The organism is Paenibacillus sp. HWE-109, from assembly GCF_022163125.1.
GTDB lineage: Bacteria > Bacillota > Bacilli > Paenibacillales > NBRC-103111 > Paenibacillus_E.
In genome coordinates this window covers 3,813,884-3,827,858 of the sequence record NZ_CP091881.1, presented here as the reverse complement: position 1 = coordinate 3,827,858, position 13,975 = coordinate 3,813,884, and the positions used below count along the sequence as shown (strand labels likewise).

General features: G+C 45.6%; 12 protein-coding genes. 7 read left to right on the top strand and 5 right to left on the bottom strand.

Features of this window, described 5'->3' with window-relative positions:
- Positions 1-2 precede the first annotated feature (2 nt).
- Positions 3-830, bottom strand: coding sequence for a late competence protein ComER (gene comER / locus LOZ80_RS16285; RefSeq protein ID WP_238172358.1), 828 nt, complete (start codon positions 828-830; stop codon positions 3-5).
- A 132-nt stretch (positions 831-962) separates the two neighbouring features.
- Between comER and LOZ80_RS16280 the strand changes: the two genes are divergently transcribed.
- From LOZ80_RS16280 to LOZ80_RS16265, 4 genes are all read left to right on the top strand, one after another.
- The gene (locus LOZ80_RS16280; RefSeq protein WP_238172357.1) at positions 963-1,433 is read left to right on the top strand and encodes a ComEA family DNA-binding protein; all 471 of its coding nucleotides are present in this window, start codon (positions 963-965) and stop codon (positions 1,431-1,433) included.
- 101 nt (positions 1,434-1,534) lie between these two features.
- A complete protein-coding gene (locus LOZ80_RS16275) occupies positions 1,535-2,047 on the top strand; it encodes a deoxycytidylate deaminase (RefSeq protein ID WP_238172356.1) in 513 nt (170 codons plus the stop codon).
- A gap of 125 nt (positions 2,048-2,172) precedes the next feature.
- Positions 2,173-4,734: a DNA internalization-related competence protein ComEC/Rec2 gene (locus LOZ80_RS16270; protein ID WP_238172355.1), complete on the top strand. Its 2,562-nt coding sequence runs from the start codon at positions 2,173-2,175 to the stop codon at positions 4,732-4,734.
- Between the two features lie 149 nt (positions 4,735-4,883).
- Positions 4,884-6,920, top strand: coding sequence for a methyl-accepting chemotaxis protein (locus LOZ80_RS16265; RefSeq protein WP_238172354.1), 2,037 nt, complete (start codon positions 4,884-4,886; stop codon positions 6,918-6,920).
- A gap of 67 nt (positions 6,921-6,987) precedes the next feature.
- Here the strand turns inward: LOZ80_RS16265 and LOZ80_RS16260 are convergent, their stop codons facing one another.
- From LOZ80_RS16260 to LOZ80_RS16245, 4 genes are read right to left on the bottom strand one after another with little or no spacing between them, the layout of a single operon-like run.
- The gene (locus LOZ80_RS16260) at positions 6,988-7,176 is read right to left on the bottom strand and encodes a hypothetical protein (RefSeq protein WP_238172353.1); all 189 of its coding nucleotides are present in this window, start codon (positions 7,174-7,176) and stop codon (positions 6,988-6,990) included.
- 5 nt (positions 7,177-7,181) lie between these two features.
- The gene (locus LOZ80_RS16255; protein WP_238172352.1) at positions 7,182-8,366 is read right to left on the bottom strand and encodes a Ger(x)C family spore germination protein; all 1,185 of its coding nucleotides are present in this window, start codon (positions 8,364-8,366) and stop codon (positions 7,182-7,184) included.
- A complete protein-coding gene (locus tag LOZ80_RS16250) occupies positions 8,356-9,465 on the bottom strand; it encodes a GerAB/ArcD/ProY family transporter (protein WP_238172351.1) in 1,110 nt (369 codons plus the stop codon). Before LOZ80_RS16250 ends, LOZ80_RS16255 begins: the two co-directional genes overlap by 11 nt.
- A 1-nt stretch (position 9,466) precedes the next feature.
- Positions 9,467-11,029 (bottom strand): spore germination protein, encoded by a 1,563-nt coding sequence (locus LOZ80_RS16245; RefSeq protein WP_238172350.1) that lies wholly within the window; start codon positions 11,027-11,029, stop codon positions 9,467-9,469.
- Between the two features lie 169 nt (positions 11,030-11,198).
- Between LOZ80_RS16245 and LOZ80_RS16240 the strand changes: the two genes are divergently transcribed.
- The 3 genes from LOZ80_RS16240 to LOZ80_RS16230 are packed head-to-tail and all read left to right on the top strand — an operon-like array spanning position 11,199 to position 13,973.
- A complete protein-coding gene (locus LOZ80_RS16240) occupies positions 11,199-12,083 on the top strand; it encodes an ABC transporter ATP-binding protein (RefSeq protein ID WP_238172349.1) in 885 nt (294 codons plus the stop codon).
- A gap of 27 nt (positions 12,084-12,110) precedes the next feature.
- Positions 12,111-12,851: an ABC transporter permease gene (locus LOZ80_RS16235; RefSeq protein ID WP_238172348.1), complete on the top strand. Its 741-nt coding sequence runs from the start codon at positions 12,111-12,113 to the stop codon at positions 12,849-12,851.
- Between the two features lie 3 nt (positions 12,852-12,854).
- Positions 12,855-13,973, top strand: coding sequence for a sensor histidine kinase (locus LOZ80_RS16230; protein WP_238172347.1), 1,119 nt, complete (start codon positions 12,855-12,857; stop codon positions 13,971-13,973).
- The last annotated feature ends 2 nt before the right edge of the window (positions 13,974-13,975 follow it).

Below are 13,975 nucleotides of genomic sequence, written 5' to 3'. Positions count from 1 at the left end.
GGTTACTGCTTCAATGTAAAGCGATGCTCTGCCTTCTCCAAGTCTTCTTCATATTTGGAATGAGTTGCGAGGATGACACGTGAGAATACCCCGGCAAGTTCCTCCTCCAAGATGCGGAGGCCCTCTTCTGTAATACCCCCGGGAACGGAAACTCGCTTTTGCAAGGAAATAGGGTTAAAGCCCCCCGTTGTCAGTAATTTTCCTGTGCCCAACGTCATTTCACTCGCAAGCATTGTGGCTTCCTCATTAGAAATTCCTGTCGCTTCAACAGCGGCATCAATGAACGATTGCAGAAAATTGGCTAGAAAAGCCGGCCCGCAGCTCGATAGATCGGAAGATATGCGCGTATAATTTTCAGATACGGATATTGGCGAAGAGATGTGTGCAAAGAGGTTCTCAAGCCACTCTTTATCCTCTGGCTGCATGCGATTGCCATGAATGCACAAAGTAGCTCCACTAAGGACATAATTCGTAATGCTGGGTATAACTTTACTTATTTTCGCTGGAAGAAGACCTTCCAAATGCTTAATGAGGACAGGACTTGTGATGGATACAACAAATTGTGAGGGAAGCACGTCCTCTTTAATTTCATCAATAACCTTTTTAAATTCAGATGGCTTCACGCAAAGAAAGATCAGATCGCTCTCCTGCACAACTTCTCTATTCGAGCGGGCTACTTGAAGCCCAGGATATCTCTCCGCTAGCATCTCTACTTTATGAATCGTTCGATTCCCAGCAATAATTTGCTCCGGATTGAAAGCCCCAGAATGAATAAAAGCTTCAATTAGAATACTTCCCATACTCCCAGTGCCGATGAATCCTGCTTTCATCTAGTAATCCCTCCCGAAAAAATCAGTCACTTGTGTTCCTATTTATCGCTCTGAGTCCGTATTTATTGCCATTCGGATGCTTTTTCATATATATGTCTGCGGTTCCGCTATTATGCTGGGGGAGGATAATTCGTGGATTTATTTCGTTACAATAAATCGAGGCTTCTGCTGATTGTGGCTGCGATTAGTTTATTTATGTTTGTTGTGTGGCCTTTTATTCTTGGGGGCAGATCTCGCATCGAGACGAAGTTCGAACCGATGAATCGGCAGATGCAAGTTATGATTGACCAACAAGAAGAGGGGCCGGGCGCTTTGCCTGACGATCAGCCATCCAAATTACTGGAAGCTGCATCAACGGCTGTTTCAAGGAGCAAGCCTCAAACAGTTGCTCCGGATATCAAAGGCAAGCTGGATTTAAATATCATGACTTTCGAACAATTAAAGGATCTGCCGGGAATTGGCGATAGCAAAGCACAAGCTATTCTGGACTATCGTTCACAGAAAGGGAGTTTCACTCAGGTAGAGGAATTAATGGAAGTAAAAGGGATCGGGGAGAAGATGTTAGTTAAGTTAAAGCCATTGCTGTATGTGGGTTCACCGTAGTTCATCTTTTATTTTGAGGGGAAGTATGAGAGAATACTAGAAATGAAAAAAGGAATTCAATGTCAGTGTCATTGAAGATTTGAGGAGGAAATAGCTCCGTTATGAGCATTCGTAAAGATTGGGATACGTATTTTTTGGATATTGCCTATATGGCCTCTACACGTTCCAGGTGCAATCGACGTCATGTTGGCGCGGTGTTGGTACAAGGCAAGAAACTGCTGGGAACGGCCTACAATGGTGCTCCTATGGGGGTTGCGGATTGTACAGAAGCAGGTTGTATGCTGGTAGAAGAAATTGAACTGAAAGTCGTGGAAGAGATAGAAGAAGTGATTCGCAAGCAGCGCTGTATTCGAACGATTCATGCGGAACAGAATCTGCTGTTGTTTACGGATCGCGAAGATCGCGAAGGCTCTACCGTCTATGTCACGGATCAACCCTGTTGGACGTGTGCGAATATGCTGGCGAACAGCGGCGTAATGGAAATCGTGTTTCACCGGGGGTACCCCAAGGATCATGAGAAGGTCAGTCAGTTAATGGACGCCAGAGGGATAACTTTCCGGCGTATGGAAGCTTATGAGCCTCCGCCAGGTACGGTGTCTGAGGTCATTAATTAGAAATGCAATCCAATCATACAATTCAGTGATGAGGAAGAACCTCTTTCTCGCTTGTGCCTTCTTAGAAGGGTGAGCGGGAAAGAGGTTTTTCTACTTCTGGCCAGAGAGGGGGAAGAGCGATAGATATGTTATTGAAACGACCAGTTGTTCTAGGTTGCTGTCTGTGGATAACTGGTTATGTGATTGCGCTCTATAGTGAGCTGCGATGGTTGAACTTCACGACGAGCGCGCTGATGATTGGTGCGCTCATCGTAATTTCTGCGCTGCGCCTGCCCTTCAGGCAGCCGCTGTGCGCTCTGTTGCTGGTCGGTGCAGCCTATGGCTACTACCAAGGGGCCGACCAGCGCAACGTCACCCTGCTGCCGCTGGCGCAGCAGCAGCAAAGTCTTGACGGCAGCGAGGTCACGCTGCTCGGCCGGATTGGCAGCCCTGTCACCGTCGACGGCGACAGGGCCAGCTTCACTGTGGAAGCGGCGTCCGTCCGCTTCCAGGACACCGCTTTCCCGCTCGGCGGGGAAAGCGTGCAGGTCTCGCTGCGCCTGCTGGAGCAGGCGCAGCAGGGTGTGGCGTCGGGCTGGCGCCGAGGCGACGCCCTCACGCTGTCCGGGACGCTGCGCAGCCCGTCCCTGGCCCGCAATTTCGGCGGCTTCGACTACCGCCGATACCTGCGCCTTCACCACACCCATTGGCTGCTCTCAGCCAAAGGAGTGGATCAGGCGCAAGTGGAGCCTGCGGCTGCGCGCATTAGCGTCGTCCAGCTGCTGCGCTGGAACGACGAGTTGCGTGGCAACCTCAGCAGGCGCATGGACATGATCTTCCCCTCGCCGCAGGCGGGGTTTATGAAAAGCATGCTCATCGGGCTGACGGATGATCTCGATCCAGAGCGGTTTCAGCAGTTTTCGGAGCTGGGATTGACGCATATACTAGCGATTTCCGGTTTGAATATTGCCGTTTTTCTGGGGGTATGCATCTGGCTAATGCGCCGAATGAAGCTGACCAAAGAAACCTATCTGCTGATTTGCGTGGGCTTATTGCCCTTCTTTATTCTGCTGACAGGAGCATCTCCCTCTGTTATAAGGGCAGGGCTGATGTCGATCGTGGTTCTGCTGGCTGCCCGAAAAGGGCTGATCAAGGATATTTTGCACATCATGGCCCTAGTTGCTTGGATCATGCTGCTATGGAATCCGTATTTTCTGCTGGATGTCAGCTTTCAGCTGTCTTTTTTGGTCACCCTCGGTCTCATTCTTGGTGTACAGCGTATCAACGAGCTGCTTCTGCCCTGGCTGCCTTCTTCTTTGATACGAAACAGCGCCTCAATCACCTTGGTTTCTCAGTTGGTTTCTTTTCCTGCCTCGATTTATTATTTCAATCAGTTTTCTTTATTATCATGGCTGGCAAACGCTATTCTGGTTCCTGTGATCAGTATGGTTGTGTTTCCGGCTGGTCTGCTTGCTTTGGTTGTAGGTCTCGTATATGTTCCGGCAGGTCAAGTCATCGGTTGGTTGATTTCTTGGCTTAATGAACTGATATTTTGGTGCACGGACAAGCTCCAGCAGCTGCATGGCTTTAAGCTGATTTGGGCAACACCGAGCTTGGCTTGGATTGCCTTCTATTACGTGCTGCTAGTCTGGATCTATTGGTTGTGGTGGCGCTTGTCGCAAACGAGCTCGACGATGTTTCCGATTATGCTTGAAGTGATTCCAAACAGAAGGAAAATGAATCTGCCTCTATGGTTAGGCACAGCGCTGTTCAGCTTTCTTTCATTGCTTGTCATGGGGTATTATCCGGAACGATTCAGCCATACAGGGCTTGTGCAGTTTATTGATGTAGGTCAAGGAGATGCCATTCTGATTCGCACTCCAAATGGTAAACATATCTTGATTGACGGCGGGGGAACACTGACATTCCGAGAACCGGAGGATAGCTGGAAGGCGAGGAAAGATCCTTACGAAGTAGGGACTAAGCTGCTCGTACCGCTGCTCAAGAAACGTGGTGTTCATCAACTGGATCTTGTTGTGCTCTCCCATGAGGATGCCGACCATAGTGGAGGTTTGCAAGCCGTAGCCTCGCAGATTCCAGTCAAACAGTTTCTATTTAACGGCACTTTCAAACCAGGTGATCAAACAGCTAAGTTATTTAGAACCTTGTTAGCGCGCGATGTTCCGCTCTTGCCTGCGCATGTTAGCCATTGGATTCAGATCGATCCGCAAACGCGACTACAAGTGCTCTATCCGGTTGGAAGCAATGAGCAGAGGCTTAAGATTGTGAAAGAGCAGAATGCGCAATCGGTGGTCTTTTTATTAGAAATGCAAGGAACCCGCTGGTTGTTCACCGGGGATATGGAGATGGAATCCGAAGCGAAGGTGTTGGCGCAGCTGCGAGACCATCCAGATTTACTTGATTTGAATGTGAGCACGAGCGGCAGTAGGCCCAAGATTGATGTACTAAAAATTGCTCATCATGGCAGCAAGACATCAACCACGCAAGAGTGGTTAGATTATTGGAATCCCTCTTGGGCAGTGATTTCTGTTGGGGCCATGAACACGTACGGCCATCCCGCGCCTGCCGTTCTTGAGCGTCTGCTTAATGAGCAGATTGCCGTCTTTCGAACGGATCAGATGGGAGAGATTCAGGTGGATGTCCGCCCCAAAGGCCTCTTTTCACGGATGAAATTATCTGGGTCCTAAGACTTAGGTCATTTGGCGCACGTAACAAGGGATGTTACATAAAAATGATTGAAATGATCATTTTTGCAGAAGGGATTTATTGAAATATGTCGAAATTGTAAATTAGCTGTTAATTAATTACATTAATCGACTTGGTGGTGAAGTTGTTTATGTCAAAAAAATCCAATGCATGGCAGGCGAAATTGCAGTCAGTTGGGGTTAAGCTTAGTTTATCAATTATTGCCAGCAGTCTATTTTTTGTTATTTTTATGGGAATCACCTCTTACCAGATTTCTAAAAATGTGATGCAGACAAAAGTCACCGATGCTTCGCTGCAAACCATTGTGCAGGCCGGTCAAAAATTGGATTTTTTGTATCAATTGTATCAGAAGCTTGCCTTACAGCTTGTGATGGATGCTCCACTACACCAACAGGTGAGCAAGGCTTCGACATTAAGTAAAGATTCTCGGGAATACAATGAGAATATGTCTACGCTGGAAACAACGTTATCCGCTTACATTTACTCCAATGATGGTATTCAGTCGATGGAATTGTTCACACCTGCAGGAGATATCATCCAGACCAAATCAAGTTTGATGTCACAGAAAAACTATGCAGATCAGGACTGGTTCAAAGCTATTGTAGCCAAGGATGGAGACCCGGTGTGGCTGTCTTCGAAATTGAAGGATAATCGAATTTCATCACCTGTTATTACGGTTGGCAGCTTGATTCATCAAGCTAACTCCGAGGAATTTTATGTGGCACTTTTTGATGTCAGCCTAGACATTGTCAAAAATCAATTAACGCATATTCAACTCGGCGATACGGGGATTATTCAAGTGCTGGATGGATCAGGCTTGGTCATCTATAGTCAAAATGCGGCTCAAATGGGAGCAGCCACAGGGTATCCGTTAAGCGTGGAAAGCATGAGCAAGAAGAGTGATTCTTTCCTTTCGAGTGATGGGAATCAACAGATTGTTTTGTCCAAATCAGAAGCGACAGGTTGGTTTACCGTAGGTATAATTCCCATTGATGATCTAACCAAGGATATGAAAATTATTTATAATTTAACGATTATTGTCTCGTTATGCGCGCTTGTTCTGGCAGCTGGCATTGGTTATTTGGTCGCAAGAATGATTGGGAAACCGCTTAACCATATTCGGAATTTAATGGAGGATGGGGCTGGCGGTGATCTGCGAATTCGCGTGCAAACTAACGCTAAGGATGAGATTGGCCAGTTAGGAACGAGCTTGGATACCATGATGAAGCAAATTACAGAACTTTTCAAACAGACAACGCATTCATCAGAGGAAGTGTTGGTCACAGCCGCGGAATTATCCGCATCATCCAAACAAACAGCCGCATCTGCCAGCGAAATTGCAGTAGCCATCAATGAAATTTCCAGTGGCGCATCCGGCCTGGCTTCGCAATCGGAGCGCGGCAACGAGCTGACCATTCATATTGGACAACAAATCTCCAGTGTTGTGCAGGCAAACGGGGTGATGGGCATTGCGGCAGAGGAAATGCAAAGCTCAAGCCGTATCGGTACGCAGTATATGGAAGAGGTTATCGCCAAAACGAGCATGACGGAAGAAATCACGCGTTCTATGGTTGAGAAGGTTGATAAGCTCAAGGAGAGCACCCTTTCGATTCGCAAAGTGCTGGATATCCTAAGCCAGATGACGAAGCAGACCAACATTCTATCCCTGAATGCTACCATTGAGGCGGCACGCGCCGGAGAAGCAGGGAAAGGGTTCATGGTTGTCGCCGATGAAATTCGTAAGCTAGCTGATCAGTCCAGAAAGTCGATTGAGACGGTTGGTCAAATTACGGAAACGATTCAGAACGAGATTATAGATACAGTAGCCGTTCTCTCCGAGGCCTACCCGATCTTCCAGGAACAGATTCATTCTGTCAAAGAAGCCGACTTGCTATTCAAGCAAGTACAGGGCAGAACGGTCAGCTTCATCGAACAATTGGGCTCTGTCAGCCAAACGGTCTTGAAGTTGGAAGAATCGCAATTCGTGCTTAGTGATACGATGATGAACGTAAGTGCGGTCTCTGAGCAATCTCTGGCCAATTCGGAACAAGTGGCTTCCTTGAGTTCCGAGCAGTTAAGCATAAGCAAAGGCTTAGTTCAATTATCGGACAAATTAGAAAAGCTTTCCGTTGCTCTCCAGGATTCTCTATCCAAATTTAAAGTTTAAACCCTAGAATAGCCCCAGCTGCTAAATCCGTAAAGGATGATCCAGCTAGGGCTTTCGTGTATGCTCATTATTCATTTGTTTTTAAAGGCCCCTTACCGTCCGCATCTTTCTCATCTGTCTTTAGCTTCCAAGGTGGATCGCCATATTCATGGAGTTTTTGATTGAAGGTGTAGATGCCAAATGGAACAACAAAAGAGAGCAGGGCGCAAAGAATGACCAGCCCAGAGGGCATGGAACCAATAAATCTAGACCACATTTTGATTATCGCTCCTTTGAAGATTGGAAAATATTTCCTACTCTTCGTATCGTTACTTTCGCTTGCACTTCGATGTCTGTTTTGGCGAATATATTTGCGCCTTGATCCCAATTATCCGCGATTGGCTTCCATATTTTATAGTGATTTTGATAGAGAAAAGCACCCATTCCTAAGGCATCTTTTTTGTACGTATGCTGCATTCTGGTGATCGCTTTATTGGCATTTTTTACAATCAATTCTTCTAAGCTTTTTTGTAATTTATCGAGCGTTTCGGTTTCTGAAGGATCCCCGGCGGCTATGGATTTGTCTAGAACTCCCTCAGCACTCAACTTAACAATAAACTTAAAGTGATCTGGGCTTAGTTGTTCTACAATAAATTTGCGTTTTGTACCTTCAACTTTGAATCCTACAGTTTCCTTTTCGAAAATCGATTCTAAAACGCCTCCTTTTACCTGTTCCGTAATGAAATTAAGCCCTTGTGTTTCCTCCCCATTCAAGAATCCTAATAACTGATTGCTAACGCCATCGAACAAGGCGGCACCGTTTAATGTGATACCATCCTCGACCTTTTTTACAGTTTGTATGACAAAGCTTTCTGTTTGAATTAATTTTTCATGAACATCTCCAATGCGTGATTGGGGTAGCATGTAGTTGCTCTTTTTGATATTTTTGGCAATGGATGAAATATAATCGACGGGCGTTGCTTCATTATTGGGCGCGATGTTTAATATGTCAGAGGCTTGTCCATCTGCAATCAGGATTTGAACACCTCTGCGCATTTCACTGTTTCTAAGAAAAAAATCCATCATACTAGGGAAAATGTTTTTGCTTTTGGCGATTTCACTTGAAACAATGATGACTTTTAAATGTTCAAAATAGGGTGAACGACTAGTTCTTGAAGACATTCTGGCGGCTACAGCAGGCATTGAATTTTCCGTAGTAGCGATATTGAAAAAAGCTTGTCCGCCATGAGACATACTGCTGCTTTGCGCATTGCTTTGTTTCAAACCGGCTGGAACTATCACTTGATAAGTACCTTCATACTTATGCTTGTCATTCCCCTTATTAAAATCAATGGCAACCCCTACAACAAAGCCGCGTTCATTAATTTCTACGCGATCCCAACAGCCGGTGAGCAGGCATATTGTGAAGATGAGTACTAGCAGGCAGATTATCCTTTTAAACGACATCACTTTTCACTCCTCGAACCTTCGCTATCACATGAATGATAATGGGGAACAGGATGCTGACGACGACTCCAATATAACTGATGTACATGCTGTACTTACTGAAATCCGTCAAGTTTTTGGGAAACATGCAAGTCAGGTAAATAATAGGACTTAGAATGAAAATCCAAGTCACATGCTTTCGCTTCGGAAATACAGAGTAAAGCGCGTAAACAGCACAATCATACGCCATAAACGTTGTCGTAAACACAGCCATAATCCATATGGTGAAGAAGATGGACTCAAAACGCTCGAAGAACTCACCTGGAATTTGCATTTCCTTGGCCAATTCAACAGCCGGGTAAGTGATTTCTTGCAGTGCCATTTGTGAAAATACCCCAACGCATACCAGATAGATAGCTGTATATAAAATAACGGGCAGGAATACGCCGATCACCGCGGCTTTAGGAGCATGCTGCGGACGATTCATTAAAGAAATATAGAAGAGAATGACCTCGAATCCGAGGAATGAAAAGGTCGAATTTTTCATGCCAACGGTTAAAGATTTCAAATCAGTAATGAAAAATGGTTTTAAATCTTTGGAATCAGCTATGCCCAGACTAAACAAAAGGACGAGGATGGTAATGAAAATCACAATGGGGATGAATAAAATGTTTAACCGGATAAGACCAACACGACTGCCTGTTACCGCGTAAATTACGACAATTAAGAAGGTGAGGGAAATCACCTCTACAGGTGTATTTTCAAATAAATATTGCTTGGAAATATTAGCGATTGCCCTGATTTCAAATGCAGTAAAGAGAATAAAGTATAAAGCAAGTGAAAGTAAAGCGAAGATCGCGATAGGCTTTGTTACGGCTGCGGTGGCATAGCGATAATAGCCTTGTTTACTGAAATGGGTCGCTATGTAGGCAAGTGTCCACGCGCAGCCGGCTGCGATCAGACCGGCAAATAAGAGCGAAATCCAGCCATCCGAAGATTCCACGGTTTTGGCCAAGTCGCGTGGAAGTGTGATGACGCCAACCCCAATAATCATCGAGGAAATCGTGATCGTCATATCAAAAAAACCTATTTCACGATCTCCATACTCGAAATATTTCATCCTATTTTCTCCTTGGTTTCATACGTTCTTCATTTTTGGTTTGCAGCATTTGTGGTCGTTTTCTCAGAAAGAAAAGGGGGGCTCTGAGAATGAGATCCTTCCAGTCGCGAATGAACAATGGAGCGAACGGTGTCGAGTAAGGAATGCCGAAACTTTTAAGATTTACAATATGAATGTTGATCATAATATAGGCGAGAATAACGCCGTAAAGCCCTAGGAAAGCGGCGCAGAGCATAATGCCAAAGCGCATCATGCGAAGTGAAATGGCAAACGAGTAGGAGGGCAGTGAGAACGATGAAATGGCTGTAACCGCTACGACAATGACCATAACAGGGCTGACCATACCTGCCGCCACAGCTGATTCGCCAATGACTAAGCCTCCGACAATGCCAATTGTTTGACCAATCGGTTTGGGGAGTCGCAAGCCTGCTTCACGCAGCAGCTCTAAGGTGAATTCCATCACGAAAGCTTCGATAACAGCCGGGAAGGGGACTCCTTCTCGCGCGCCGGCAATGGAGAAAGCGAGTTTGGACGGTATCATTCCGTGATGAAATTCGAGTAAGGCAATATAGAGCGCTGGCAAAAAGGTCGCAATAAAAGCTGAGATTAAGCGTAAAACCCGGGTTAAGGTGCTAATCAGCCAATTTTGATAGAAGTCCTCGGGAGACTGCATGCTGGAGGCGAACGTAATCGGTAAAATAAGTGCGAATGGATCGCCGTCGATCATAACCGCCAGCCGTCCCTGGAGAAGGGAACCCGATACTTTATCGGGCCGCTCCGTATTCAAAATAACCGGGAAGGGACTCAGGTAGCTGTCTGTGATCCACTGTTCCAGAAAACCGGAGCCCTCAACATCATCGATATCAATGGTTTTAATTCTTCTGGTGACCTCTTTGACCAAATCGGGATGGACGATGTCCGCGATGTAAGCAATGATGACCTCTCGTTTGGATCTTCGTCCGATTTGATACGTGTCGAAAACAAGGTTAGTATCCTTGATCCTTCTGCGCAGCATAGCGGAGTTTGTGCGGATATCCTCGGTAAAACCTATTCGCGGCCCCCGTATAATCGATTCCGTTTGTGGTTCTTCAACCGCGCGTGCCTTCCATCCGCTGCTTGATATCAGAATGCCCTTGCTTATATCTTCCAATAGCAACAGGGTATTCCCAGACAGAAGCGCAGTTAAAACGTCCTCCAGCAAATTCTCGACTTCCAAATCATAAGTCGTTAAGATTTGCTGCGTCAAAATGGTCAAAAGCTCAGTTGGGGACTCCGCATTATGGTTGTAGGAATGCATCATTGGCTTGAGCAACTGTTCATTGATCAGGGTTGTGTCCACCAAACCGTCAAAACTAACCAACGCGCAAGGGTGCTGTTCCTCACCGATAGTGAATTTGCGAATCATTAAATCACTTGGATTATGCAATATTTGTTTAATTGTGGTTAGATTTTCTTCTATACTTACAGCTAAAGTCGGTTCAGGAGTGGAAGCGGGTGGTGTTGGTGCTGAAGCAGGCGCAGCTGCTCTTCTTATCGGTTTTCTGCCGAATAATTGTTTAAACATGATCTGCTTCCTCCTCCGCGTTGCAAACTACTAACCTCAATATTTACCGTTTTGCCCTAAATTAACCGAGAATGACATTTGTCATCCGAAATTGATGATAGCTGTGAATGAACAAGTAATTTTGATTGCGTTAAGATAAGACAATAACTAACACATAGCGAGGTGGAATATGAAGTCAATCATCCAAGTGGATCAAGTAACCAAAGAATTTAAAGGAAAACCAGCTGTAGATGATTTGTCTTTAACAATTAATGAGGGCAGTGTTGTTGCGCTACTGGGTCCCAATGGTGCTGGGAAAACGACCGCGGTTTCAATGATGCTGGGACTTCTGCAGCCTACTAAAGGAAAGATTCGTATTCTTGAGGGCCATCCTCAAGACAAAGCGGTTCGTAATCGTATGGGCGCCATGCTGCAAGAAGTCAATGTGATTGACGGTTTGACAGTCCTGGAGACGATTGATTTATTTCGGCATTATTACTCGAATCCGCTGCCGCTGCATCATCTGCTGCATATTTCTGGACTCGAGCCAGAGAAAAATAAAAGGGCTTCTGCGCTATCCGGGGGACAAAAGCGGAGACTGGGTTTTGCGCTTGCCTTAGCAGGGGACCCGGAATTGCTTTTTTTGGATGAGCCAACAGTCGGGATGGATATTACGGCGAGACAGCAATTCTGGGAAACGGTCCGGACCATGGCAGCTAAAGGCAGGACCATCATTCTGACTACCCATTATTTGGAAGAAGCGGACAGCATTGCAGATCGTATTGTCGTGATTAACAAAGGGAGATTAATTGCTGACGGCACTTCCGCAGAAATTAAAGCATCCACGAATCGGAAGACGATTCTGTTCACCGCAGGCGCAAATTTAACAGAGGACCAGCTCTCATCGCTCCCTTCCGTGGGGGAAATCGTGTGGAGCGGCCGAAAGGTCAAGATTACGAGTCCAGACACCGATGAAGTTATCTTCGCTATGATTCAAAGGCAGTTGGATATTAAAGATATTGAAATTCATGCTGGCGGATTAGAAGATGCCTTTCAATTTCTTGTTCAACAATAAACTTCCATGTAAGGAGATGACAATGCTATGCGAGCTATGATTGCACAGTGTAAAGCGGAACTTTTAAGAACCTTTCGGAATAAGCGTTTTTTCATGTTTTCTTTAATCATGCCAGCCATTTTTTACTTTATTTTCTCCTCGACAGTCGGGGATAATACAGAAGTTGGTGGGGTTTCCTGGAAGGCTTACTATTTGATGTCGATGACTGTTTTCGGGGTGGTCGGAGCCTGTGTGAATACGTTAAGCATTAAATTTGCCCAAGAAAGGACGCAGGGTTGGCTGCGTATGATAGAAATCACGCCGCTCCCTTCTAGCGCCTATGTGCTATCCAAAATTGTGTCGCATTCCATCATAAATCTGGTAACGATCATCTTTATGTTCTTGCTGGGCGGCATTGTCAAAGGAGTAGATCTTACTTTCATGCAATGGGTAGGTTGCGGCTTGTGGATATGGCTGGGCTCTCTTCCCTTTATGGCACTAGGGCTGCTGATCGGAACCTGCAAAAGTGTCGAGGTCACACAAGTCGTGGCGCAAATCATCTTCATGGGAACTTCCATACTTGGCGGACTGTGGTTCCCCACGCAAGCTATGCCCAAGATCATGCAAAACATTGCCCAGTTTGTGCCTACTTTCCGCTATGGTCAAGGAGCATGGAATATCATTTCGGGCGCCGGGCTTACTTGGAGTGGAGTACTGTTATTGAGCGTGTACGGGATTGTTTTTGTGGTATTATCTACGTATATCCTGCAAAAACAGAAAGCGGCCTAATGGATGAATAAATCTCCGGGTAATCGGAAAAAACCTTTTGACCTTTGGTATTTGTGGTTCTTTTATTTAATATTTCCCGTGATGTCTCTGTCGTCAACGCCGCTTCCACAAATGTGGATCGGCTTTGCTTTGTTAGCATTTTTTGCGCTTTGTGTCACACTTGGCTTCAAAGATGCAAAGCGAAGGTTGATTTATGTTGTGCTCATCTGTTTGTTGGTCATGTATTTTGCCACAAAGTATAGCCCCTATCTGATTTATATGTTTTTCTATGCGATACCTTTAATGGGGCTGCTACCGACAACAAGGCAGTTCATATCCACGCTCGTCACATTGGTGGCAACGGTCGTGTTTATAATCTTACTGGATTTCGATCAATTCTACGGAGATGGTCTTTGGTACTTCTTGCCTTCTCTCGTTGTTATGCTCGTACTTCCTTTCGGCATTCGTTCACGCATGAAAGCGACAGAATTGAAGATGAAGTTAACGGTAGCCAATGATGAGATTACCCGTCTGGCTATGCTGGATGAACGGCAGCGGATTTCCCGTGATTTGCATGATACACTGGGGCATACGCTTTCTTTGATTACATTAAAAAGTGAATTAGCAGAGAAGTTGATTTTCAAAAATCCAGAGAAGGCCCTGCTTGAAGTGAAAGATATTCAGGCTACATCCAGAGCTGCTTTGAGACAAGTGCGTGAATTGATATCCGGGATGAACACGGCCTCTGTTCTGGAAGAATTAAAGAAGTCGGAAGAGATTCTGCAAACCGCGGGAATTGTGTTAGTTCTTGACAATACGATGGACCTATCTGTCGTACCTCCAATCGTTCAAAACATTTTGGGAATGATCTTGCGTGAAGCGATAACGAATGTTATTAAACACACAGGAGCGACCAAGTGCACTTTGCGGTTATGGGAAGCAGCGGATATCTGGGGGATGAGCCTGTCTGACAATGGCCCTGCCTGCGGACAGTCCAAACCAGAGCAGCCTTCATCAGGGCGAGGACTTTTGGGCATGAAGGAACGTTTGGCATTCATTGAAGGAACGATGTCATTTCATAAAGGAATGGATATTGAAACGAAGCTTGTCGTTCAAATCCCTCGAATTATTAAACATTCATAAAC

Bases quoted from the DNA above. Each gene is read 5' to 3' on its own strand.
- comER (WP_238172358.1), bottom strand. From the start codon at position 830: ATGAAAGCAGGATTCATCGGCACTGGGAGTATGGGAAGTATTCTAATT.
- LOZ80_RS16275 (WP_238172356.1), top strand. From the start codon at position 1,535: ATGAGCATTCGTAAAGATTGGGATACGTATTTTTTGGATATTGCCTAT.
- LOZ80_RS16270 (WP_238172355.1), top strand. From the start codon at position 2,173: ATGTTATTGAAACGACCAGTTGTTCTAGGTTGCTGTCTGTGGATAACT.
- LOZ80_RS16265 (WP_238172354.1), top strand. From the start codon at position 4,884: ATGTCAAAAAAATCCAATGCATGGCAGGCGAAATTGCAGTCAGTTGGG.
- LOZ80_RS16260 (WP_238172353.1), bottom strand. From the start codon at position 7,176: ATGTGGTCTAGATTTATTGGTTCCATGCCCTCTGGGCTGGTCATTCTT.
- LOZ80_RS16255 (WP_238172352.1), bottom strand. From the start codon at position 8,366: ATGTCGTTTAAAAGGATAATCTGCCTGCTAGTACTCATCTTCACAATA.
- LOZ80_RS16250 (WP_238172351.1), bottom strand. From the start codon at position 9,465: ATGAAATATTTCGAGTATGGAGATCGTGAAATAGGTTTTTTTGATATG.
- LOZ80_RS16245 (WP_238172350.1), bottom strand. From the start codon at position 11,029: ATGTTTAAACAATTATTCGGCAGAAAACCGATAAGAAGAGCAGCTGCG.
- LOZ80_RS16240 (WP_238172349.1), top strand. From the start codon at position 11,199: ATGAAGTCAATCATCCAAGTGGATCAAGTAACCAAAGAATTTAAAGGA.
- LOZ80_RS16235 (WP_238172348.1), top strand. From the start codon at position 12,111: ATGCGAGCTATGATTGCACAGTGTAAAGCGGAACTTTTAAGAACCTTT.
- LOZ80_RS16230 (WP_238172347.1), top strand. From the start codon at position 12,855: ATGAATAAATCTCCGGGTAATCGGAAAAAACCTTTTGACCTTTGGTAT.